The following is a 23,343-nucleotide window of genomic DNA, read 5'->3' on the forward strand; positions in this document are numbered from 1 at the left end:
GGAGCACGACATGCAAACGAGCGCACGCAATCAATTCGCCGGTGAAGTGATCCAGGTCACGCCCGGCGCCGTGAACGACGAAGTCACGCTACGCACGGCGGACGGCCTCGAGATCGTCGCAATCATCACGCACGGCAGCGCAGCGACGCTCGGCCTGGCCGCCGGCAAGAGAGCATTTGCACTGGTCAAGGCTTCGTCGATCATCGTAATGGTCGACGTCTCGAAGAACCAGGTGTCGGCGCGCAATTGCATTGCCGGCACGGTGTCGTCGGTGACAAAGGGCGCGGTGAATTCGGAAGTGACGATCAGCGCGGGCAGCGCGCAGATTGCGGCAATCGTGACCAACGAGAGCGCCGAGCGCCTCGGCCTCGCGGCGGGCAAAGCGGCGACGGCGATCTTCAAGGCATCGAGCGTGATTGTCGGCGTCGAATAGTGAGTGTGCTTTGGGCTGGCTGTGATGCGTCAGCGCTTGTGCCGTAGCGTTCGCGCCAGCAAGGGTCACGCCGGCGGCATCCGATGAACGAAACAGCCGCTTGCTTTACACTGGACCGCTTTGTTGCCCACTCTCCGCTTTCATCACGGACCCGTCATGTTCGAAGTTTCCTCTACCTCGTATTTGCCCAAGGCCGCGCATTACGAAGAGCTCGTCGCGCAGGCGCGCGCGCTACTCGCCGACGAAACCGACTGGATCGCCAACGCGGCGAATTTCTCGTCGTTCGTGTTTCATTCGTTGAGCGACCTGAACTGGGCCGGGTTCTACTTTCACGATGGCCGTGAACTCGTGGTCGGACCTTTTCAAGGCAAGCCGGCGTGCGTGCGCATTCCGCTTGGCAAGGGCGTCTGCGGCACGGCCGCGCAAACCCGTCAGACGCAGATCGTACGCGACGTCCACGAATTTCCCGGTCATATCGCTTGCGATTCCGCGTCGCAGTCCGAAATCGTCGTGCCCCTGATTGCGCCAGACGGCACCCTGATCGGCGTATGGGATGTAGACAGCCCGCTTGTCGCGCGCTTCGATGAAGAAGACGCGAAGGGCATGCAAGCGCTGTGTGCGGTGTTTATTGAAGCGGCGCTGCCGCGCGCGCCGTAACCGCAGCACACGATTACCCGATCTGCAAAAAAGGCCGGCGCGATGCAACCCTCGCCGCGGCCTGACTGGGCACGTTCGTTTGATTGGGGAGTATCGACGCTGCCCGCTGATAACACCGCGATTGTTTGCGATTGGATCCATTTCCCTCTCGATCCGCTCATGGCGAATCGTGGCAGCGACCCGCGAAAACCAGGTGATCCCCGCACAAAGTCATTCGACGCTGTGGCCTGGTGGGCGACCATTTTGAGCTGTGCCGTTAATCGCGGCGACCAGGTCCTCAGTATGAACCATCAATCCGCGTACCTGGCGCAGCATCGGGTACTGGTTGAGAACTGCGGCCCACCGGGGCGATTCCAGCAACTGATGCCAGACAGGCTCGAGGTCGCGAGAATCCGCATGTTGTTTATCCGTGAGGCTGCTCGCGAATTCCAGGCTGGCGTCCGCGGATAACAGCTGCATCCGGCTCGCGGCACTGAGCAGACGCGGCGTTGCTTCGGCGGGCGCGTCGCTGCAATAGAGAACCGCTCGCGTAAGACCGGCCTCGTCGGTTGTCAATGCGCTTAGCGAGGCGCCGTTGAGGCTCACAGGCCCTTGCTGGGTTTCAAATGAATAGGCGACGTGCTGTTGCGCATGTGCGAGCAGGCGCAGTCCGCGCAGTAGGCGCGGAAAGTCGGTTGTTGCGGCATCCACGGAGGCCTTGGCCTCTACGAGCAGGCAAACGTCCCAGGCCGCTGTTTCATGCACCGCTTCGGCATGCCTTAGCAGGACCACGTCCCACTCGCTTTTGGCGCGCTCGGGGCTCGCGGGTATCGAAGCCGGGACACGCATCGAGGTCACGACGCGGTATGACGCGAGACCCGGCTGCGTCTCGTTGAGTCGACGCGCCAGCGCCTCTAGCGCCTGTGCGGCCAACGCTTCGACGGCCGCGCCACGCTGCTGCGAGACCGAGCCTTGCGCGGCGGCAGTGGAGCTTCCCGAGCGAGGGCCATGCCGGTCCCATAACGATACATACTGGCGTACGAGTTCATCCGCCGCCAACGCTTCCAGACGCCGCAAGCGTTGCAATTCGGGACCGTCTACCAGCCGCGTCAAACCGCGCTCGAATTGTGGTTCGTTCGCAATCTCGGGCATATCGAGGAGACGCGGGACGGTATCGTAGAGCTCCGTCCATGATGCCGAGGACGCGGACGCGTGCAGTTGAGCCAACGCCTCACGTTGCCGGCCTGGCAAGGTTCGTTGCTGCCTGGCCGGATGGGCGATCGCGTTGACGGTTGCATGGATCAGACGTCGATCACGGTCGGCGTGCGCGGACAGCGACGCGTACTCGCGCACCTGCGCCGCCCGATGTCGAAGCACCATGGCCTGGAAAGCGGGGTCTCCGGATTCGGCGCGCATCGCTTGATGAACCATGCGCGCAAGCGCTTCGACGAAAGCGCGCTTCAGTGCCTCGCCTGGCACTTCACCGTGGACCATCGCCGCGCGGGCCTGCTCGATCGCGAGCGCTAGTGCCGTCGCTGGACTGGGTCGTTGCGTCTGCGCAGACGCGGCGGTGATGGACGGTAGGCGATAGCGACGAGTGACTGCGCGTAGCGTCTCATCGAGCAAAGGAGGTAAGGGCGGCAGGGACATAACGATAATCGGCGGAAGGGCAAGGCGCGCGGTGTCGTTTGCGGCTCTGGTGTGCCCAGATGTGCGGGAATCGGCTGGCCAGGCAGAGTGGTGTCGCACGTCGGGGTGGTACGGGTGAGTACTTCAGTCGCGACGCCGCATACTCTCGCCTTGTCATCGCTCATCGTCGCACGATAGTCGTGCGGGCTGCTCTCCCGCCGACGAAACCTCCGCAGGTCTTTCGGGAACTTTGAATAAGCGCCAACGACCTACATCAGCACAATATCGTACTGCTCCTGACTCAAATTCGACTCTACCTGCAACGACACCGGCTTCCCAATGAAGTCCATCAGCATTGCCAGATGCTGCGACTCTTCCTCGAGGAACAGATCGATCACCTGCTGCGACGCCACCACGCGAAACTCGCGCGGATTGAATTGGCGCGACTCGCGCAGAATCTCGCGCAGCACGTCGTAGCAAACGGTGCGCGGCGTCTTCACCTGTCCCTTGCCCTGGCAGACTGGGCAGGGCTCGCACAGCACATGCGCTAACGATTCGCGCGTGCGTTTGCGCGTCATTTCAACGAGCCCGAGCTGCGAGAAACCATTGACGGTCACGCGCGTGCGGTCGCGCGATAACGCCTTTTTCAATTCGCCCAGCACCTGGTCGCGATGCTCGACGTTTTCCATATCGATAAAATCGATGATGATCACGCCGCCCAGATTCCGCAGCCGCAATTGCCGTGCAATGGTGTGCGCGGCTTCCAGGTTCGTCTTGAAGATCGTATCGTCGAAATTGCGCGCGCCGACGTAGCCGCCCGTATTCACGTCGATGGTGGTCATCGCTTCAGTCTGGTCGATCACCAGATAGCCGCCCGACTTCAGATCCACGCGGCGCGACAACGCGCGCTGAATCTCTGCCTCGATGTTGTACAGATCGAAGAGCGGCCGCTCACCCGTGTAGTGATGCAGTTTCGCGGACACGGCCGGCGTGAATTCGGCCGCGAAATCGGCAAGCATCTGATACGTCTCGCGCGAGTCGACCTGAATGCGCGACGTTTCATCGTTGACGAAATCGCGCAGCACTCGTTGCGCGAGATTCAGGTCCTGATAGAGCAAGCTCGTCGGCGGCATGCGCTGACCTTGCGAGAGAATCGTCGCCCACGTCTTGCGCAAGTACGCGACATCCCCGGCTAGTTCTTCACTCGTCGCATCTTCTGCAATGGTGCGCACGATGTAGCCGCCTTTCTCGTCGGCGGGCAGCACGGCGGTCAAACGCGCGCGCACCGCTTCGCGTTCGGCTTCGCTTTCGATTTTCTGCGAGATGCCGATGTGCGGCTCCTGCGGCAGATACACCAGCGTGCGCCCGGCAATGCTCACTTGTGTGGACAGCCGCGCGCCCTTGGTGCCGATCGGATCCTTGACCACCTGCACCATCAGCGTCTGACCTTCGAACACGATTTTTTCAATCGGCTGATGCGGCGTTTGATGTTGCGGCTCGCCGGCAATCCGCGGATGCCAGATATCGGCTACGTGCAAAAACGCGGCGCGTTCGAGACCGATGTCGATAAACGCCGATTGCATGCCGGGCAGCACACGCACGACCTTGCCGAGATAGACGTTGCCGACGCGGCCCCGCGACAACGTTCGTTCGACGTGAAGTTCCTGGACGGCGCCTTGCTGGACGAGCGCGACGCGCGTTTCCTGCGGCGTGACATTGATCAGGATTTCTTCATTCATGGTCTTGTTCTAGAAGTCGATGCGCGCTGCACGCAGGAGGGCAGCGGTTTCAAAAAGCGGCAAACCCATGATACCTGAATAGGACCCGTGGATATGCTCGATGAACTCAGCGGCACGCCCTTGCACGCCATAGGCGCCCGCCTTGCCGAGCGGCTCGCCGCTTGCCACGTAGCGACGAATCGCGTCTCGGTGCATTGCAGCAAAGCGCACCGTCGACACAGAGAGCGCGGCAGGCAACAACTCTCCGTCGGCATCCACCACGGCGACGGCGGTCAGCACTTCGTGATCGCGGCCCGCGAGACGCGTGAGCATCGCAAAGGCATCGTCGGCATCGAGCGGTTTGCCGAGGATCACATCGTCGATCGTAACGGTTGTATCCGCAACCAGAACCGGTCGCGCAACATGATCGCCGGCCAGCAGGCGGGCGCGCGCGGCTCGCGCTTTGGCCACGCATACGCGCTGCACGTAGTCGTGCGCACGTTCGCCGGGCAACTCGGTTTCGAGTGCTTCGGCATCTTCATCGGGGCGCGGCAGTAGCAGCTCGAAGCGAACGCCGATCTGTTGCAACAACTCCTGGCGGCGTGGGCTTTGCGACGCGAGATACACGAGCGGATGCAGCGAAGCGGCGGACGTTGGCATGAAAAGGTCTCGTTGGAACGGATGGCATGAGCGCGCGCCCGGGTGCTCGCGCAGCGTTGTGCGGCGCTTCGCGAATCACGCGAAGAACGCATTTGCGCGCCGGAACCGCAGCAGCCTGGATCGCGAGACGAAAGCGCGCGCCGATAAGCGCGCGCAGCGTCACGGGCCGCGTTCGCTCACGCGCGATGATAGGGGTGATTTTGCGTGATGGTCCACGCGCGGTAAAGCTGTTCGGCGAGCAGCACACGCACCATCGCGTGCGGCAACGTAAGGCTCGAGACGCGCAGCAGCATATCGGCGTGAGCCTTCAGTTCGGGATCGAGTCCGTCGGCGCCGCCAATCAGAAACGCGACGTCGCGGCCATCCTGCTGCCAGCCGGGCAGAGCGCCGGCAAGCTGCATTGTGGTCCAGTCCTTGCCGCGTTCGTCGAGTGCGACAATGCGTGCGTTCTTCGGCAACGCGGCTTCGATCTTTAGCCGCTCCGCTGCCATCACGCTTTCCGCCGGACGGCCCGACGAACGCTGCTCCGGCTTGATCTCGCGCAGTTCGATACGTAGCTCCGGCGGCATACGCTTCGCGTATTCGTCGAAGCCAGTCGCGATCCAGTCGGGCATCTTGTGACCGACGGCCAGAATGTGCAGTTTCATTGACGCTCTACAGGTCTACTCACGGACTTCAGTAGCACAGCGAGCCGGTCGAGTGAGCCGGTCAAACCCTGCTCACTTGCGGCGCACGGCCGTCTTGCGTGCGGGCTTCTTCGCAGCGGGCGCCTCTTCGTCCTCTTCCTCTTCGTCGGGCTCGCTCGCGCGCGCGCCGCCGAACGGATCGGGCGTGGACAGCTTGAGGCGCACCGGCTTGTCGCCCCAGATTTCCTCGAGGTTGTAGTACTGGCGCAGCGCGGGTTGCAGGATGTGGACGATCGCGTCGCCGCAATCCACCAGCACCCATTCGCCGATGTCCTCGCCCTCGGTGCTGATGATGTCGCCGCCGGCTTCCTTGACGCCTTCGCGGACGCTCGAGGCCAGCGCCTTGGTTTGCCGGTTCGAGGTGCCGCTCGCGACGATCACGCGATCGAACAGCGCGGTCAGGTGGCTGGTGTTGAACACCTTGATGTCTTGCGCTTTGACGTCTTCGAGAGCGTCGACGATCACGCGTTGCAGTTTGCGAATATCCATGAGGTTACCGGTGGTACAGATGATGTTGAAGAATGTAGTCCCACACCGCGGTGGGGACGTGGCTTGCGGCCTCGCCCTGTTGTTCGCCGCCCACGTGAGCAAGCCGCTGGCTCACCTGTTCACGCAGATGCGCGCGAATGTCGGTGGCCGAGACGTTGAACGCAAGCGTCGTGTCGATCAGCAAGTGGCCGCAAGGCGTGGCTTGCAGAACGTCGGCGCGGGCACGGCGCGCGTCGATTTCCTTCGCGACCGCAGGCGGTATCGACGCGAGATCGAAACCGGGCCGCGTGGCCGCGCAGATGTGGGCGAAGTCGAACAGGCGCCGCCAGTCGCGCCATGTGTCGAGATGCACCAGTTGATCCGCGCCGATCAGCAGCGCGATCGACGCCTCGTTGCCTTCGCGTTCGCGCCAGTGCTGCAGCGTGTCGATCGTATAGGTCGGGCCTTCGTGCTCGATCTCATCGGTGGCGACTCGCACCGTCACGCCCGGCAGTTTCAGCTCGCTCGCCGCCGCGCGCGTCATGGCAAGACGGTGCACGGCCGGCGACACGTCCGCTTTCTGCCAGGGCTGGCCGGCCGGCAGCAGCACGAGCTCGGTCAGTTGCAGCACGTCGGCGAAACGCCGCGCGAGCGCGAGGTGGCCGTCGTGGATCGGATCGAAAGTGCCGCCGAGCAAACCGATCCGGCGAGGCAGTGCAGCGGGATGAGCGTTCGGCTTCAGGTGAAGATCCTTTGTCGTAGCCACGTGTGGAGCGGTGCCGGCCTCACACCCACTCGCGCGGCACGAGAAAATCGCTATAGAGGCGCGCTTCCGGCGTGCCCGGTTCGGGATGCCAGTTGTAGCGCCAGTTCACCACAGGCGGCATCGACATCAGGATCGATTCGGTGCGTCCGCCGCTCTGCAGCCCAAACAGTGTGCCACGGTCGAAGACCAGATTGAACTCGACATAGCGCCCGCGCCGATACGCCTGGAAATCGCGCTCGGCCTGGCCGTACGGAATGTTGCGGCGCTTTTCGATGATCGGCAGGTAGGCTTTGAGGAATCCGTCGCCCACGCTTTTCAGCATCGTGAAGGATTGATCGAAGCCCGGCTCGGAGAAGTCGTCGAAAAAAATCCCGCCAATGCCGCGCGGCTCGTTCCTGTGCTTGAGGAAGAAATACTCGTCGCACCAGCGCTTGAAACTGGGGTAGAGGTCCGCGCCATAAGGCTCGAGCGCATCGCGGCAGGTGCGATGGAAATGCTGCGCGTCTTCTTCATAGCCGTAATACGGCGTCAGATCCATGCCGCCGCCGAACCAGAACACTGGCTCTTCGCCAGCCTTGGTCGCGATCAGCAGGCGCACATTCATATGCACGGTTGGGCAGTGCGGATTGTGCGGGTGCAGCACGAGTGACACACCCATTGCTTCGAAGCCGCGCCCGGCCAGTTGCGGGCGCGCGGCGCTCGCCGAACCCGGCAACGCGTCGCCCGCGACGTCGGAGAAGCCGATGCCCGCGCGCTCGAAAAAGTTACCGCCTTCGAGAATTCGCGTGCAGCCGCCGCCGCGCAGCTTGTCGCCCGGCGCGCGCTGCCATGCGTCGGTGGCGAACGGCGTGCCGTCGAACGCGCCCAACGTATCGGCGATATGCGTTTGCAGGCCTTGCAGCCAGGTGCGCACGGCTTGTGCGTCGTAGCTCGAATCGGTCATCAATGCAGGTGCTGGAGGCGGCATGTGGATGCCGCGGGTTCATCGTAAGTAGAGCCGCGCCGCATTTGGCGGATGCCGCCGCGAAGACGTGGACGTTCGGTCGGCGTTGCTGCGTGGCGGTGATCCATTGCGCGGCCGTTGCGCCGAGGCTTCAACGGAAGAGGGCCCGAACTTCGAAGCCCCTGACCGCCTTGAACCGCTACCGACGGCGCGCCTGGCAAGCGCCGCCGCAAACCCGCAGTGTAGCGCCGTTGGCGCGGAACACGGGCGAGCGGACTAGCGGCTTAGTGCTTGCCTTCTGTCTTGGCGTCGTGCTTGCGGTTCAACGCGCGATAGCCGATGTCGCGCCGGTACTGCATGCCGTCGAACGAGATCTGGTTGATCGTTTCATACGCGACGGACTGTGCGCTGCGCACCGAATCGGCCAGACCGACCACGCACAGCACGCGGCCGCCCGACGTGGTCAGCTTGCCTTCCTTGAGCGTGGTGCCGGCATGGAACGTGACCGAATCCGCGGTTTCGGCGGGAATGTCGTTGATGCGGTCGCCCTTGCGCGGCGTGTCCGGATAGTTGTGTGCGGCGAGCACCACGCCGAGCGCGGTGCGGCGGTCCCACTCCAGTTCTACCGTATCCAGCGTGCCGGCGATTGCCTGCTCGACCACCTTCGAATAGTCGCCCTTCAGACGCGCCATGATCGGCTGCGTTTCCGGGTCACCCATGCGGCAGTTGAACTCGAGCGTCTTCGGATTGCCTTGCGCGTCGATCATCAGGCCGGCGTACAGGAAACCGGTGTAGCGGATGCCTTCCTTCTCCATGCCGCGCACGGTCGGCAGGATGATTTCGCGCATCACGCGCGCATGCAGTTGCGGCGTGACGATCGGCGCGGGCGAGTACGCGCCCATGCCGCCGGTGTTCGGGCCCTGGTCGCCGTCGAAGAGGCGCTTGTGGTCCTGACTCGACGCAAGCGGCAGCACATGCTTGCCGTCGACCATCACGATAAAGCTCGCTTCCTCGCCCCTCAGGAACTCCTCGATCACGACGCGCGCGCCCGCGTCGCCCAGCTTGTTGTCCGACAGCATCATGTCGACGGCGGCGTGTGCTTCTTCCAGCGTTTGCGCGACCACCACGCCCTTGCCGGCAGCCAGGCCGTCGGCCTTGATGACGATCGGCGCGCCCTTCGCGTCGAGATAGGCGTGCGCGGCGGCGACGTCGGCGAAGGTTTCGTATTCCGCCGTCGGGATCGCATGGCGCTTCATGAACGCCTTCGCGAAGTCTTTCGAGCTTTCGAGCTGGGCGGCTTCCTTAGTCGGCCCGAAAATCTTCAGACCGCGCGAGCGGAACAGATTGACGATACCTGCTGCCAGCGGCGCTTCCGGACCGACCAGCGTGAAGGCGATCTGTTCTTTTTCGACGAAATCGGCGAGCGCGGCCGGCTCGGTGATGTCGACGTTGCGCAGACGCTCGTCCTGAGCGGTGCCGCCGTTGCCAGGCGCCACGTAGACGAGCTGGACCCGCGGCGATTGCGCGAGCTTCCATGCGAGCGCATGTTCGCGACCGCCGGAACCGACGACGAGTAACTTCATGTGAATCCCCGAGACTTAAAAACCATAAACGGCGCACGCGGTGGCGAGCCGTGAAAATAACAGTGGGTCACGCCATGCTCGCCGCCAGATGGGGCGGACGCAACGCACGACGAACCCGGACGAAAGCGGCGCGGTGCGACCCGCGGCACAACCTGACGCGCGTGATGTCGGCCACGCCCGCTCAGCAGCAACGTGAAAGCCTGCCGGCGGAGTGACGCGCCGGCAGGCAGCTTCATTCGTCGGCGATCGCGGCGTTTGTATAGACTTCCTGCACGTCGTCCAGATTTTCCAGCGCGTCGAGCAGCTTCTGCATTTTGACCGCGTCGTCGCCGGTGAATTCGACTTCCGTCTGAGGTTTCATCGTCACCTCGGCCACTTCCGCCTTGAAGCCCGCAGCTTCGAGCGCGGTCTTCACCTTGGGGAAATCGTTCGGCGGGCACAGCACTTCGATACTGCCGTCTTCGTTCGTGACGACGTCGTCGGCGCCGGCTTCGAGCGCGGCTTCCATCAGCTTGTCTTCGGGCGTGCCGGGCGCAAACAGGAACTGGCCGACGTGATCGAACATGAACGACACGGAGCCGTCTGTGCCCATGTTGCCGCCATTCTTTGAGAACGCGTGACGCACTTCCGCCACCGTGCGCGTGCGGTTGTCGGTCATCGTGTCGACGATCACCGCGGCACCGCCGATGCCATAGCCTTCGTAGCGGATTTCTTCGTAAGTTGCGCCGTCGACGCCGCCCACGCCGCGCTGGATCGCGCGGTTGACGTTGTCTTTGGGCATGTTGGCGTCATACGCCTTTTCGACGGCCAGCCGCAGACGCGGGTTGGAGTCGATGTCGCCGCCGCCCATGCGCGCCGCGACCTGGATTTCCTTGATGAGCCGCGTCCAGACCTTGCCGCGCTTGGCGTCGGCCGCTGCTTTTTTATGCTTGATGTTGGCCCATTTCGAATGACCCGCCATACCTTTCTCCGTCGCGCGCGCCAGCGGGGCGCACGCATAGTGCAATTGTCGTTGCGATTCCGGGCGCTCGTGCGTGAGATTGCGAGCTTGCGCCTCGATGTCAAATTCGTGCTCAGTCTTGTCAGGTCGACCGCGTCGGGCCAGGCCCGGCTGGCGGCTGCGAAGCGCGGTGGCGACGTCGACGCGCGACACAACACGCAGCGCAATACAGGGTGCGGCCCAGCGTCCGGCCCGCGGCGCTGCGGCTGGCGCGCGCCAAATACCGCGTCAGCTCGCCCGGTCCACTTGCGTGGCCCGCCGGAACATGCGATGTACGTGGCGTTGCCGCAAGCAGAGCCACCCTTTGAGCGGATTCGAATTTTATCACGCCGGCGGGGCACGGCAGAGACAGACGTCGGTGCAAACTGCACGGAAACCGCGCCGCGGCGGCGTCAAGCGCGTGTCGTCGGCCCTTTTTCTGGCGACCCTCAGTTCTTCGTCCCAAACAACCGGTCGCCGGCGTCGCCCAAACCCGGCACGATGTACGCGTGCTCGTTCAGGTGCGAGTCGAGCGACGCAACATAGAGCTTGACGTCCGGATGCGCGTCCTGGAACACCTGCACGCCTTCGGGCGCGGCAACCAGCGCGAGGAACAGGATGTTCTCGCCGGCCACGTTGCGGCGCTTGAGCACGTCGACGGCGTGCACGGCCGAGTAGCCCGTCGCGACCATCGGATCGCACAGAATGAACACGCGGTCTTCCAGATCGGGCAGGCGCACGAGGTATTCGACCGGCCGGTGGTCTTCCGCGCGATACACGCCGATGTGGCCCACGCGCGCCGACGGCACGAGTTCGAGCAAGCCGTCCGACATGCCGATGCCGGCACGCAGCACTGGCACGATCGCCAGCTTCTTGCCGGCGATCACCGGCGCGTCGATCTCGACGAGCGGCGTATTCAGGCGGCGCGTGGTCATTGGCAGATTGCGGGTGATTTCGTAGCCCATCAGCAGCGTGATCTCGCGCAGCAATTCGCGGAACGTCCGCGTGGACGTGTCCCGGTCGCGCATGTGCGACAGCTTGTGCTGGATCAGAGGGTGATCGAGGATGAAAAGATTGGGGAAACGGCTGTCCTGAGTCATGGCGGGGGCGCGAGCGGCGGCTAAAAGGTCGAATCGGCCGATTCGGCCGATTCGGGGATCGGTTCGGCGCTCCGCGCGGCCGGCGCAAACAACTTGCGACGACCGGCGCACGCGCCACGGCGCAAGTTTACCGAAAGAGTACCTCCCGAAGATACCGGAGATTGCAGCGGCCCGGCGCACTCCGGCACCGATTCTTCTAGAATCGGGGGAAACTTTGCAACCATCGGGCAAGACGCCAGCGAGGAGAACGCATACATGGACATGGGAATCGCAGGACGCACGGCGCTGGTTTGCGCGGCGAGCAAGGGGTTGGGGCGCGGCTGCGCCGAAGCGCTCGCCGCCGAAGGCGTCAACCTGACAATCGTCGCGCGCACCGCCGGGACGCTCGAGGCGACGGCTGCCGAGATTCGCCGGCAAAGCGGCGTCGAAGTAAAGACGGTCGCGTGCGACATCACCACGCCCGAGGGCCGGGCTGCGGCGCTCGCGGCCTGTCCGCAGCCGGACATTCTCGTGAACAACGCGGGCGGCCCGCCGCCGGGCGACTTCCGCAACTTCACGCACGACGACTGGATTCGCGCGCTGGAGAGCAACATGCTCACGCCGATCGAACTGATCCGCGCGACCATCGACACGATGAGTGCGCGCGGCTACGGGCGCATCGTCAACATCACGAGTTCGGCGGTGAAGGCGCCTATCGACGTGCTCGGCCTGTCGAACGGCGCACGCTCGGGGCTGACCGGCTTCGTCGCGGGTCTCGCGCGCAAGATGGCGCCCACCGGCGTCACGATCAACAACCTGCTGCCGGGCATGTTCGACACGGATCGGATCGCCGTCACCATCGCCGCGCAAGCGAAGTCGCAAAACGTTTCGATCGACGAAGCGCGCCAGCAGCGCATGAAAACGATCCCCGCCGGACGCTTCGGCAATCGCGACGAATTCGGCCGCGCGTGCGCCTTTCTGTGCAGCGTGCATGCGGGCTACATCACCGGGCAGAACTGGCTGATTGACGGCGGCGCCTATCCCGGCACGTTCTGAACGCAGACGTTCCGCCCTGCAGCACTTTGAGCAGCACCTCAGCAACGACTACAACGACAATCACAACGGTTCCAGGAGTCTTACGTCATGACCACCCGCATTGCGCTGATCGCGCACGATCACAAGAAGGACGACATCGTCAGACTGGCCGGCGAATACGTCGATACGCTCAAGCGCTGCGACATCATCGCGACCGGCACGACCGGCGGCCGCATTAGCGATGCGCATGGCCTGACGGTGGAGCGCATGCTCTCGGGCCCGCACGGCGGCGACCTTCAGATCGGCGCGCAACTCGCCGAAGGGCGCGTGGACATGGTGATCTTCCTGCGCGATCCGATGACGCCGCAGCCGCACGAACCGGACATCAACGCGCTGGTCCGCGCATGCGACGTGCACAACATTCCGTGCGCGACCAACATCTCGACGGCGCGCATGATTCTCGACGCGCTCACGCTGCGCGTCATGCAGCAGGTTTGACGATGCGCGCGCTCAACTCATTAGCCACATATCATCGGCCACACAATCAGCCGGCATTCCCAAAGGAGACGTGAATGGTCAAAGCAATCCGATTCGATAAAACCGGTGGCCCCGAGGTGATGAAATGGGTCGACGTCGAGGTAGGCGATCCGGGCGCGGGCGAGATCCGCATCCGGCAGACGGCGGTCGGGCTCAACTATATCGACGTGTACTTCCGCACGGGCTTGTACCCACTGCCCTTGCCCGGCGGCCTCGGTATGGAAGCGGCCGGTGAAGTCACCGCGGTCGGCGCGGGCGTGAGCGATCTGAAAGCGGGCGACCGCGTCGCCTACGTGGCGAGGCCGCCGGGCGCGTATGCGCAGGAGCGCGTGCTGCCGGCGGCGCAGGTCATCAGGTTGCCCGATGCGGTGAGCGATGAACAGGCCGCCTCGGTGATGCTGCAAGGCCTGACCGCGCAGTATCTGCTGCGCCGCACGTATCCGGTGAAGGCCGGCGACACGATCCTGATTCAGGCCGCGGCGGGCGGCGTCGGTCTGCTGGTGTGCCAGTGGGCGAAGGCGCTGGGCGCGACGGTGATCGGCACGGTCGGCTCGGACGAAAAAGCGGAAATCGCGAAGGCACACGGCTGCGATCATGCAATCGTCTACACGCGCGAGAACTTTACGAAACGCGTGCGTGAAATCACCAACGGCGCGGGCGTGCCCGTGGTGTACGACTCCATTGGTAAAGACACGTTTACGGGCTCGCTCGATTGTCTCGCGCCGCTCGGCATGTTCGTGAGCTTCGGCAATGCGTCAGGACCGTTGCCGCCGATCGACTCATCTGAATTCGCCGGACGCGGCTCGCTGTTTTTCACGCGGCCGACGCTGTTCACGTACATCGGCAAACGCAGCGACTACGAGGCCATGTCGGCCGAACTCTTCGACGTGCTGACATCCGGCAAGGTCAAGACGAGCATCAATCAGCGCTACGCACTTGCCGATGTCGGTCAGGCGCACGCGGACCTCGAAGCGCGCAAGACCACGGGCTCGACGATTCTGCTCCCGTAAGCCTCATTAGCGTTCGAGTGTCGCGTTCACTGCCATGACCTGAACGCCGAACCGGGTCAAGCCGTTCATCACCACCAGGGCCGTTGCATCTCACGATGCAACGGCCTTCTTCGTTTACGCGATTTTTATACAGCCGACGCGAGCTTTAATCAGCCCTTTACGCACTTCGGCATACCGTTGCAGCTATCCGAAATCCGTCAATGGAGAACAAAAATGGATGTGCTGTACGTCGGGGCTATCGCGCTTTTTTCCGCGCTGACCTTTGCACTGATTGCCGGCTGCGAGAAGTTGATGCTGTCGCGGTCGCGGCGATTGCCGCACGACCAGGGAGCGCGCTCATGAACTGGATGCTGTGGATATCCGGCGCGGCGACCGCGCTGCTGTTCGCCTACCTGGTCTATGCGCTGTTGCGCGCGGAGGACATCGAATGAACTCGAACAATGTCTTGCAGGCCGCGCTTTTCATCGTCGTGCTGCTGGCGGCGGCAGTGCCGGTATCGCATTATCTGCGCGGCGTGATGGACGGCAGTTCGCGCGTGCTGCGCATCGGCGGACCCATCGAGCGCCTGCTGTATCGCATGGCCGGCGTCGATCCGTCGACGGAAATGAGCTGGAAGCATTACGCAATCGCCACTATCGCGTTCAATGCACTGGGCGCCGCATTTCTTTATGTGCTGTTGCGCGTGCAAGGCTGGCTGCCCGGCAATCCTCAGCAACTGGGCGCGATGACCGTCGACGGTGCGTTCAATACCGCCATCAGTTTCGTGACCAACACGAACTGGCAGGACTACACGCCCGAACAAACGGTGGGCTATCTCACGCAGATGCTCGGACTCACGGTGCAGAACTTTTTCTCGGCGGCCACCGGCATCGTCGTGGTGATCGCGCTGATTCGCGGCTTCGCGCGCCATACGGCACAAACCATCGGCAACTTCTGGGTCGACCTCACGCGCGTGACGCTGTACGTCTTGCTGCCGATGTCGGTCATCCTCGCGACGCTGTTGATGAGCCAGGGCGTGATCCAGAACTTCAAGGCTTACGAGGACGTGCCGACCTTGCAGACCACGAGCTACGCCGCACCGAAGCTCGACGCGCAAGGCAATCCGGTGAAGGACGCGAAGGGCAACGCGGTCACGGTCGACACGCCGCTGAAAACGCAGACCATCGCGATGGGTCCGGTCGCATCGCAGGAAGCGATCAAGATGATCGGCACCAACGGCGGCGGTTTCTTCAACGGTAACTCGGCGCATCCGTTTGAAAACCCGACGCCGTTCTCCAACTTCCTGCAGATCTTCTCGATCCTGATTATTCCGGCGGCGCTCGCACTGGTGTTCGGTCGCATGATCTCGGACCGCAAGCAGGGTGTGGCCGTGCTCGCGGCGATGACGATTGCGTTCGGCGTCTGCATGTTCGGCGAAATTGGCGCGGAGCAGGGCGGCAATCCGGCATTCACCGCATTGCACGTCGATCAATCGGCGAGCGCGATGCAGTCGGGCGGCAACGCGGAAGGCAAGGAAACGCGCTTCGGTATCGCACAGTCGGGCATCTTTACGGTCGCGACGACGGCGGCTTCGTGCGGCGCGGTCGCCAATACGCACGATTCGCTGACGCCTATCGGCGGCCTCTATCCGCTGCTGTTGATGCAACTCGGCGAAGTGATTTTCGGCGGTGTCGGTTCGGGCCTGTACGGCATGCTGGTGTTCGCGCTGCTCGCGGTGTTCGTGGCGGGTCTGATGATCGGCCGCACGCCTGAATATGTCGGCAAGAAGATCGAAGCGTACGAGATGAAGATGGTGTCCATTGTCGTGCTGCTTACGCCGCTGCTCGTGCTGGTCGGCACGTCGATCGCGGTGCTGACGGAAGCCGGCAAGGCGGGCATCGCCAATCCAGGGCCGCACGGCTTCTCCGAAATCCTCTACGCGTTCAGCTCGGCCGCGAACAACAACGGCAGCGCATTCGCGGGCCTGACCGTGGGCACGCCGTTCTACAACTGGCTCACCGCAATCGCGATGTGGTTCGGCCGCTTCGGCACGATCGTCCCCGTGCTCGCAATTGCCGGCTCGCTTGCCGCTAAAAAACGCATCGGCGTAACGGGCGGCACGCTGCCGACGCACGGCCCGCTGTTCGTCGTGCTGCTGCTGGGCACGGTGCTGCTGGTCGGTGCCTTGACTTATGTGCCCGCGCTCGCGCTCGGCCCCGGCGTCGAACATCTGATGATGATGGGCGCGCATTGACGCGGCTCATGCCAAGCAACGAACGTGCATATCAGCGAATGCAATGCGAAATTCGAGGACTCAATGACTGAACATAATTCAACGAGGTCCATGTTCGATCCGGCGCTGCTGCGCCCGGCGATCGTGGACTCCTTCAGAAAGCTCACACCGCGCACGCAGTTCCGCAATCCGGTGATGTTCTGCGTGTACGTCGGCAGTATTCTGACGACCGTTCTCTGGGTCGCCGCGCTCGCCGGTCAGGCCGAGGCGCCTGCGGGTTTCATTCTCGCGGTCACCCTGTGGCTGTGGTTCACGGTGCTGTTCGCGAACTTCGCGGAGGCGCTCGCCGAAGGCCGCTCGAAAGCGCAGGCGGCGTCGCTGCGCAGCGCGAAGAAAGACGTGATGGCGAAGAAGCTCAACGAGCCGCATCCGAAGTCGCCGATCCGTATTGTGACGGCGTCGGATTTGCGCAAGGGTGATGTCGTGCTGGTCGAAACCGGCGACGTGATTCCGGCCGACGGGGAAGTGATCGACGGCGTCGCGTCTGTCGACGAATCCGCGATCACCGGTGAATCCGCGCCGGTGATCCGCGAGTCGGGCGGCGACTTTTCGTCGGTGACGGGCGGCACGCGCGTGCTGTCCGACTGGATCGTCGTGCGCGTCACGGCGAATCCCGGCGAAGCGTTTCTTGACCGCATGATCGCGATGGTCGAAGGCGCGAAACGTCAGAAGACGCCGAACGAAATCGCGCTGACCATTCTGCTCGTCGCATTGACCATCGTGATGCTGCTCGCGACCGCCACCTTGCTGCCGTTCTCGGCGTTCGCTGTGCAAGCCACTCACCTTACGAATTCGGCGGGACACGTGGTGACGATCACCGCGCTCGTCGCGCTGCTCGTGTGCCTGATTCCGACCACCATCGGCGGGCTGTTGTCGGCCATCGGCGTGGCCGGCATGAGCCGCATGATGCAGGCGAACGTGATCGCCACATCGGGCCGCGCGGTTGAAGCCGCCGGCGACGTCGACGTGCTGCTGCTCGACAAGACCGGCACGATCACGCTCGGCAACCGCCAGGCGTCGCTGTTCATTCCGGCGCCGGGTTTGAGCGAAGAAGCGCTCGCGGACGCGGCGCAACTTTCGTCGCTCGCCGACGAAACGCCCGAAGGCCGCAGCATCGTCGTGCTCGCGAAGCAGCGCTTCAATATCCGGCAACGCGATATGGCGTCGTTGCACGCGGTGTTCCTCGCGTTCACCGCGCAAACGCGGATGAGCGGCGTCGATCTGCCAGGCCGCGAAATTCGCAAGGGCGCAGCCGATGCGGTCAAGAACTACGTCGAAGCGAACGGTGGCCGCTTTCCGAACGAAGTCAGCAGCGCCGTCGCGGAGGTCGCGCGGCGCGGCAGCACGCCGCTCGTCGTCGCGGAAAAAGGCGAGCAGGGCGCGCGCGTGCTCGGCGTGATCGAGTTGAAGGACGTGGTGAAGGGCGGCATCAAGGAACGCTTTGCGGAGCTGCGCAAAATGGGCATCAAGACGGTGATGGTGACGGGCGATAACCGCTTGACCGCGGCGGCGATCGCGGCGGAAGCCGGCGTCGACGATTTCCTTGCCGAAGCCACGCCCGAAGCGAAGCTTGCGACGATCCGCGCGCACCAGGCCGAAGGCCGCCTCGTGGCAATGACCGGCGACGGCACCAACGACGCCCCGGCGCTCGCGCAGGCGGACGTCGCGGTGGCGATGAACACCGGCACGCAGGCGGCGAAGGAAGCCGGCAACATGGTCGACCTCGATTCGAATCCGACCAAGCTGATCGAGATCGTCGAAATAGGCAAACAGATGCTGATGACGCGCGGCTCGCTCACCACCTTCTCGATTGCCAACGATCTCGCCAAGTACTTCGCGATCATTCCGGCCGCGTTCGCGACCACTTATCCGGCGCTCAATGCACTGAACGTGATGCATCTGGCAACACCCGCTTCGGCGATCATGTCGGCGGTGATTTTCAACGCGTTGATCATCGTGCTGCTGATTCCGCTCGCGCTCAAAGGCGTGCGTTATCGTGCGCTCGGCGCGGCGGTTCTACTGCGACGCAATCTGCTCGTGTACGGCCTGGGCGGAATCGTGGTGCCGTTCATCGGCATCAAGTTGATCGATATGGTGCTGGCCGCGTTCGGCTGGGTCTGAATTGGGCCGGTTTGAAAATCGGCAGGCTACGAGGAAATAATCATCATGAAAAATCTGTTGCGTCCGTTGATTGTGATTTTCGCGGTGTTGAGCGCCGTCACCGGGCTTGCTTATCCGGCGTTGATGACCGCAGTGGGTCAGACGGTATTCCGCGAGCAGGCCAATGGCAGCCTCATCGAGCAGGACGGCAAAGTGGTCGGCTCGAAGCTGATCGGCCAGCAGTTCGATGCGCCACAGTACTTCTGGGGACGTCTGTCGGCCACAAGCCCGATGCCCTACAACGCGCAGGCTTCGGGCGGCTCCAATCTCGGGCCGACCAATCCGGCGCTTCTGGACGAAGTGAAAGGCCGCATCGACGCGTTGAAGGCTGCGGGCACCGATATGTCGAAGCCCGTGCCGGTCGATCTCGTGACATCGTCGGGGAGCGGCCTCGACCCTGAGATCAGTCCAGCGGCGGCCGCTTATCAGATCGATCGGGTGGCGAAAGCGCGCGGGCTCGCGGAGAACGATGTGCAAGGACTGGTGGACCGCTATACGACTGGCCGTCAATTCGGCATTCTCGGCGAGCCGCGCGTGAACGTGCTGCAACTCAATCTCGCGCTTGATGAGATCAAGCGCGGTTGATCAAAGTTTGCTGCGGCGCTAACCAACAGGCGGCGTGCGCGATGCCGTCCTTGTCTTTTTACAAGCACAGGCGGCGCATCGTCATGAACGATTTGCTGCCAAACCGCCGCCGTGCCACCATGCATACACCGCCGCTCGCCTGACGATGAACACATCCAAGCATGAACCGCCCAGATCCTGACGAACTGCTCGACAAACTGCAGCGCGATGAAGAAAGACGTCAGCGCGGCAAACTGAAGATTTTTTTCGGCGCGTCGGCGGGCGTCGGCAAGACGTATGCGATGTTGCAAGCGGCGCGCCGCCGCCACGACGAAGGCGTGGACGTGGTGATCGGCATCGCGGAAACACATGGGCGCAGCGAGACCGCGGCGCTGGTCCAAGGCCTCGACGTGCTGCCGCTCGCGCAGATCGACTACCGCGGCCGCAAGCTCGCCGAGTTCGATCTCGACGCGGCACTGGCCCGCAAGCCGCAACTGATTCTCGTCGACGAACTCGCGCATTCGAACGTGCAGGGTGCGCGGCACCTGAAGCGCTGGCAGGATGTCTATGAACTGCTCGACGCCGGCATCGACGTCTTTACGACGGTCAACGTTCAACACCTCGAAAGCCTGAACGACGTGGTCGGCCAGATCACCGGCATCCGCGTCTGGGAGACGGTTCCTGACCGCGTGTTCGATCGCGCCGATGAAGTCACGCTCGTCGATCTTCCCGCCGAGGAACTGCTCGACCGGATGCGCGACGGCAAAGTGTATTTGCCGCAGCAGGCCGAGCGCGCGGTGCGTAACTTCTTTCGCAAAGGCAATCTGATTGCGCTCCGGGAACTTGCGTTGCGGCGTACCGCGGATCGCGTCGACGCGCAAATGCGCGAGTATCGTGCGGACCGTTCGATCGAACGAATCTGGCAGGCGCGCGAGCGCTTGCTGGTATGCGTCGGCCCGGGACCCGAAGCGCCGATGCTGGTGCGCGCGGCGGCGCGTCTTGCCGCCAGCCTGAAGGCCGACTGGATTGCCGTGTATGTCGAAACCCCCGCGTTGCAGCGGTTGCCCGACGCACGCCGCGAACGCACGCTCAACGCGTTGAAGCTCGCCGCAGAACTCGGCGCCGAAACCGCGACGCTCGCCGGCACCGATGCGGCTCTCGCACTAATCGGTTATGCGCAGGCGCGCAACGTTTCGAAGCTCGTGGCGGGCGCGTCGACGCGCACGGGTTTGATGCGCTGGCTGCGCCGGCCGCTTGGCGAGCGCATCGCGGAACGGGCGGGTCATGTCGATCTCACGCTGATTCGCGCGTCGTCGTCCGAAGACGACGGTGAGCAGCGCCGCTTGCTGAACACGACGGCGAACGCATGGCGCGAGACGCTGAGCGCCGCGCGTGAACGACGCTCGCCGCCGCGCGCCTATGGCTTCGCGCTGGCGATCTGTGCGGGCATCACCGCGTTATCGAGCCAACTGAGCAACCACATCGATCTGACGAACCTCGTCATGCTGTATCTGCTCGGCGTGATCTTCGCCGCTGTGAAGCTCGGGCGCGGGCCAGGCGTGCTGCTGTCGTTCATGAGCGTGGCCGCGTTCGACTTTTTCTTCGTGCCGCCGCGCTTGTCGTTGTCGGTGTCCGACACGCAATATCTGCTGACCTTCTTCGGCATGTTGTTGACGTCGCTGGTGATCAGCCATCTCACGTCGAGCCTTCGACGCGAGGCGCGCGTCGCGCGGCGTCGCGAGCAGCGCACCGGCGCGATGTACGCAATGGCGCGCGAACTGGCCGCGGCGCTGACCACTGAACAGATTGTCGGCATCGGCAGCCGGCACGTGAGCGAAGTGTTCGGCGCGCGCGTCGCGATCCTGTTGCCGGACAGCGCCGACCAGGTGAGGCAGAAGATCGAAGACCCTGACGAGGCAATTACGCTCGAAGGCGAATTGCTCGATATCGATGTCGGTCAATGGGTCTACGATCGCCAGAAGCCGGCCGGACATGGCACGGATACGCTGCCGGCCGCTGCTGCTCTATATCTGCCGCTGAAGGCGCCGATGCGCACGCGCGGCGTGCTTGCCGTGGTGCTGCGCGACGAGCGCGAGCTGGACGTACCCGAGCAGCAACGCATGCTCGACGCGTTCGCCGCGCAAATTGCGCTCGCGCTTGAACGCGTGCATTACGTGGATATCGCACGCGACGCGCTCGTCAATATGGAATCCGAACGTTTGCGCAACTCGCTGTTGTCCGCTATCTCACACGACCTGCGCACGCCGCTGACCACTATCGTCGGTTTCTCGTCGATGCTCGCGCAATCCCGCGTGCATGAGAGACAGGGCCAGGCGCAGCGCGACGATGAACTCGTCGACGCCATCCATGAAGAAGCGCTGCGCATGACGGGCATTGTCACGAATCTGCTCGATATGGCGCGTTTGCAAGCGGGCAGTCTGCAACTGAACCGGCAGTGGACGCTGCTCGAGGAAACCGTGGGCGCCGCGCTGCGCGCTTGCCGGCGCGTGCTGACGGGGCATCCGGTGCAGGTTAATCTCGCCGCCGATTTGCCGCTGCTGCATCTCGACGCGGTGCTGATGGAGCGGCTCTTTTCGAACCTGTTCGAGAACGCAGCGAAATACACGTCGCCGGCTACGCCATTGACCATCGGCGGGCAACGTTTCGACGCGGACGGCAAGTCGTTCGTTCGCGTCACCGTCGACGATAATGGACCTGGGCTGCCCGCCGGCATGGAGGCGCGCGTGTTCGAGAAGTTCACGCGCGGCGAGAAGGAGTCGGCCAAGCCCGGCATCGGTCTGGGTCTCGCGATCTGCCGCGCGATTGCGGAGGCGCATGGCGGCAGCGTCGGCGCATTGAATCGCATGTCGGCGGACGGCCGCGCCGAAGGCGCGCGTTTCTGGTTCACACTTCCGGTTGAAACGCCGCCCGACGCGCCGCCCGAGACACCCGAAGCGTTGGAAGACGACGCCACGGACGCTCCAACTCCCAACCCGCTTTTAAATCAGCTTCCCAGACCAACTCATGAGTGATCCGAGTATCACGGTCGTTCTGATCGAAGACGAAAAGCAGATTCGCCGCTTCGTGCGCACGGCGCTGGAAGGCGAGGGCATCGTCGTGCACGAAGCCGAGACCGGCAAGCAGGGTCTCGTGGAAGCCGCGACGCGCAAGCCCGATCTCGTGATCGTGGATCTTGGCCTGCCCGACACGGACGGGCTCGACGTGATCCGCGAATTGCGCGGCTGGAGCGAGATGCCGGTGATCGTGCTGTCGGCGCGCACGCAGGAGAGTGAGAAAGTCGCGGCGCTCGATGCCGGCGCGGACGACTACCTGACCAAGCCGTTCGGCGTGTCGGAACTGCTGGCGCGAATTCGCGCGCATCTGCGGCGGCGCAATCAGGGCGGCGCGAACGAATCTCCGCAAGTGCGCTTCGGCGCGGTGAGCATCGACCTGGCGTTGCGCCAGGTCACGCGTGACGGTGCGGCGATTCATCTGACGCCGATCGAATATCGGCTGCTCGCTACGCTCGTGCGCCATGCCGGCCGCGTGCTGACGCACCGGCAACTGCTGCGCGACGTGTGGGGTCCCTCGCATGTCGAGAGCCATCACTATCTGCGCATCTATATGGCGCATTTGCGCGGCAAGCTCGAGCGCGATCCGGCGCAGCCCGAGCATATCGTCACGGAGACGGGCGTCGGTTACAGGCTCGTCGGCGTGGCTTGAGGATGGCGGCGCGCGCCTCGCAGCGTGACGGCGGCCGGATCGCTATAATTACGGCTTCGTAAGGACGGCCTTACGCTTTTCACAAACGGGGACGGCCCCATCTGATCATGGAGCTGTTTCATGTCCTGGATTCTTCTGTTGATCGCCGGTTTGCTCGAAATCGCGTGGGCGGCCGGTCTCAAAAGCTCTGACGGTTTCACCCGCCTGTGGCCCTCCGTCTTCACCATCATCACCGCGCTCGGCAGCTTCGTCCTGCTTGCAATGGCGATGCGGCAGTTGCCGCTCGGCACCGCTTACGCGGTCTGGACCGGCATCGGCGCGGTTGGCGCGTTCATCTTCGGCATCGTGATGATGGGCGAGGCGCTGACGGTTGCGCGAGTCGCCAGCGCGGCGTTGATCGTGGTCGGTCTGATCGGGCTGAAGCTGTCGTCGGGGCACTGACCTTAGAACGCGGGCGCGCCG

The 23,343-nt window shown here is 63.7% G+C and carries 23 protein-coding genes; 13 read left to right on the forward strand and 10 right to left on the reverse strand.

Annotated elements, in window-relative coordinates; translation table 11 throughout:
• The first annotated feature begins 10 nt into the window (after window positions 1–10).
• The gene (locus C0Z16_RS23310) at window positions 11–433 is read left to right on the forward strand and encodes a TOBE domain-containing protein (protein ID WP_102634434.1); all 423 of its coding nucleotides are present in this window, start codon (window positions 11–13) and stop codon (window positions 431–433) included.
• A 156-nt stretch (window positions 434–589) separates the two neighbouring features.
• The gene (locus tag C0Z16_RS23315) at window positions 590–1,090 is read left to right on the forward strand and encodes a GAF domain-containing protein (protein ID WP_102634435.1); all 501 of its coding nucleotides are present in this window, start codon (window positions 590–592) and stop codon (window positions 1,088–1,090) included.
• A gap of 210 nt (window positions 1,091–1,300) precedes the next feature.
• Here the strand turns inward: C0Z16_RS23315 and C0Z16_RS23320 are convergent, their stop codons facing one another.
• From C0Z16_RS23320 to upp, 10 genes are all read right to left on the reverse strand, one after another.
• Entirely contained in the window at window positions 1,301–2,719 is a 1,419-nt protein-coding gene (locus tag C0Z16_RS23320) for a 3-deoxy-D-arabino-heptulosonate 7-phosphate synthase (protein WP_102634436.1), read from the reverse strand.
• Between the two features lie 248 nt (window positions 2,720–2,967).
• On the reverse strand, window positions 2,968–4,437 hold the full coding sequence (gene rng / locus C0Z16_RS23325; RefSeq protein ID WP_102634437.1) for a ribonuclease G: 1,470 nt from the start codon (window positions 4,435–4,437) through the stop codon (window positions 2,968–2,970).
• 9 nt (window positions 4,438–4,446) lie between these two features.
• Entirely contained in the window at window positions 4,447–5,076 is a 630-nt protein-coding gene (locus tag C0Z16_RS23330) for a Maf family protein (RefSeq protein ID WP_102634438.1), read from the reverse strand.
• A gap of 176 nt (window positions 5,077–5,252) precedes the next feature.
• Window positions 5,253–5,723, reverse strand: coding sequence for a 23S rRNA (pseudouridine(1915)-N(3))-methyltransferase RlmH (gene rlmH, locus C0Z16_RS23335; protein ID WP_102634439.1), 471 nt, complete (start codon window positions 5,721–5,723; stop codon window positions 5,253–5,255).
• Between the two features lie 72 nt (window positions 5,724–5,795).
• Window positions 5,796–6,251: a ribosome silencing factor gene (gene rsfS, locus C0Z16_RS23340; RefSeq protein WP_102634440.1), complete on the reverse strand. Its 456-nt coding sequence runs from the start codon at window positions 6,249–6,251 to the stop codon at window positions 5,796–5,798.
• Between the two features lie 4 nt (window positions 6,252–6,255).
• Window positions 6,256–6,996 (reverse strand): nicotinate-nucleotide adenylyltransferase, encoded by a 741-nt coding sequence (locus C0Z16_RS23345; RefSeq protein ID WP_102634441.1) that lies wholly within the window; start codon window positions 6,994–6,996, stop codon window positions 6,256–6,258.
• A gap of 19 nt (window positions 6,997–7,015) precedes the next feature.
• Window positions 7,016–7,939 carry an oxygen-dependent coproporphyrinogen oxidase gene (gene hemF, locus C0Z16_RS23350; protein ID WP_102634442.1) on the reverse strand — a complete coding sequence of 308 codons (924 nt, stop codon included), beginning with the start codon at window positions 7,937–7,939 and terminating at the stop codon, window positions 7,016–7,018.
• A 284-nt stretch (window positions 7,940–8,223) separates the two neighbouring features.
• On the reverse strand, window positions 8,224–9,522 hold the full coding sequence (gene purD, locus C0Z16_RS23355; RefSeq protein WP_102634443.1) for a phosphoribosylamine--glycine ligase: 1,299 nt from the start codon (window positions 9,520–9,522) through the stop codon (window positions 8,224–8,226).
• Window positions 9,523–9,754: 232 nt separating this feature from the next.
• Window positions 9,755–10,483: a YebC/PmpR family DNA-binding transcriptional regulator gene (locus tag C0Z16_RS23360; protein WP_102634516.1), complete on the reverse strand. Its 729-nt coding sequence runs from the start codon at window positions 10,481–10,483 to the stop codon at window positions 9,755–9,757.
• 467 nt (window positions 10,484–10,950) lie between these two features.
• Window positions 10,951–11,601: a uracil phosphoribosyltransferase gene (gene upp / locus C0Z16_RS23365; RefSeq protein ID WP_102634444.1), complete on the reverse strand. Its 651-nt coding sequence runs from the start codon at window positions 11,599–11,601 to the stop codon at window positions 10,951–10,953.
• A gap of 255 nt (window positions 11,602–11,856) precedes the next feature.
• On the opposite strand from upp, the gene C0Z16_RS23375 reads away from it, so the two are divergent.
• The 11 genes from C0Z16_RS23375 (at window position 11,857) to sugE (ending at window position 23,322) form a co-directional block, all read left to right on the forward strand.
• Window positions 11,857–12,636, forward strand: coding sequence for an SDR family oxidoreductase (locus C0Z16_RS23375; RefSeq protein WP_102634446.1), 780 nt, complete (start codon window positions 11,857–11,859; stop codon window positions 12,634–12,636).
• A gap of 87 nt (window positions 12,637–12,723) precedes the next feature.
• Complete coding sequence (locus C0Z16_RS23380) at window positions 12,724–13,113, forward strand: methylglyoxal synthase (protein ID WP_102634447.1); 390 nt, start codon at window positions 12,724–12,726, stop codon at window positions 13,111–13,113.
• A 74-nt stretch (window positions 13,114–13,187) separates the two neighbouring features.
• Window positions 13,188–14,162 (forward strand): quinone oxidoreductase family protein, encoded by a 975-nt coding sequence (locus C0Z16_RS23385; RefSeq protein WP_102634448.1) that lies wholly within the window; start codon window positions 13,188–13,190, stop codon window positions 14,160–14,162.
• A 213-nt stretch (window positions 14,163–14,375) separates the two neighbouring features.
• Entirely contained in the window at window positions 14,376–14,504 is a 129-nt protein-coding gene (locus C0Z16_RS38910; RefSeq protein ID WP_102634449.1) for a potassium ABC transporter ATPase, read from the forward strand.
• Entirely contained in the window at window positions 14,501–14,593 is a 93-nt protein-coding gene (kdpF, locus tag C0Z16_RS23395; protein ID WP_102634450.1) for a K(+)-transporting ATPase subunit F, read from the forward strand. Before C0Z16_RS38910 ends, kdpF begins: the two co-directional genes overlap by 4 nt.
• Window positions 14,590–16,395 carry a potassium-transporting ATPase subunit KdpA gene (kdpA, locus tag C0Z16_RS23400; RefSeq protein ID WP_102634451.1) on the forward strand — a complete coding sequence of 602 codons (1,806 nt, stop codon included), beginning with the start codon at window positions 14,590–14,592 and terminating at the stop codon, window positions 16,393–16,395. Before kdpF ends, kdpA begins: the two co-directional genes overlap by 4 nt.
• Window positions 16,396–16,458: 63 nt before the next feature.
• Window positions 16,459–18,555 (forward strand): potassium-transporting ATPase subunit KdpB, encoded by a 2,097-nt coding sequence (kdpB, locus tag C0Z16_RS23405; RefSeq protein ID WP_102634517.1) that lies wholly within the window; start codon window positions 16,459–16,461, stop codon window positions 18,553–18,555.
• A gap of 45 nt (window positions 18,556–18,600) precedes the next feature.
• The gene (kdpC, locus tag C0Z16_RS23410) at window positions 18,601–19,179 is read left to right on the forward strand and encodes a potassium-transporting ATPase subunit KdpC (RefSeq protein WP_102634452.1); all 579 of its coding nucleotides are present in this window, start codon (window positions 18,601–18,603) and stop codon (window positions 19,177–19,179) included.
• Between the two features lie 161 nt (window positions 19,180–19,340).
• Window positions 19,341–22,190, forward strand: a complete 2,850-nt coding sequence (locus tag C0Z16_RS23415) for a DUF4118 domain-containing protein (protein WP_102634453.1) — start codon at window positions 19,341–19,343, stop codon at window positions 22,188–22,190.
• The gene (gene kdpE, locus C0Z16_RS23420) at window positions 22,183–22,881 is read left to right on the forward strand and encodes a two-component system response regulator KdpE (protein WP_102634454.1); all 699 of its coding nucleotides are present in this window, start codon (window positions 22,183–22,185) and stop codon (window positions 22,879–22,881) included. Before C0Z16_RS23415 ends, kdpE begins: the two co-directional genes overlap by 8 nt.
• 120 nt (window positions 22,882–23,001) lie before the next feature.
• Window positions 23,002–23,322 carry a quaternary ammonium compound efflux SMR transporter SugE gene (gene sugE / locus C0Z16_RS23425; protein WP_102634455.1) on the forward strand — a complete coding sequence of 107 codons (321 nt, stop codon included), beginning with the start codon at window positions 23,002–23,004 and terminating at the stop codon, window positions 23,320–23,322.
• The last annotated feature ends 21 nt before the right edge of the window (window positions 23,323–23,343 follow it).

Origin of the sequence: Paraburkholderia rhynchosiae (assembly GCF_002879865.1) — a bacterium.
In the GTDB taxonomy this organism is placed as follows: Bacteria; Pseudomonadota; Gammaproteobacteria; order Burkholderiales; family Burkholderiaceae; genus Paraburkholderia; species Paraburkholderia rhynchosiae.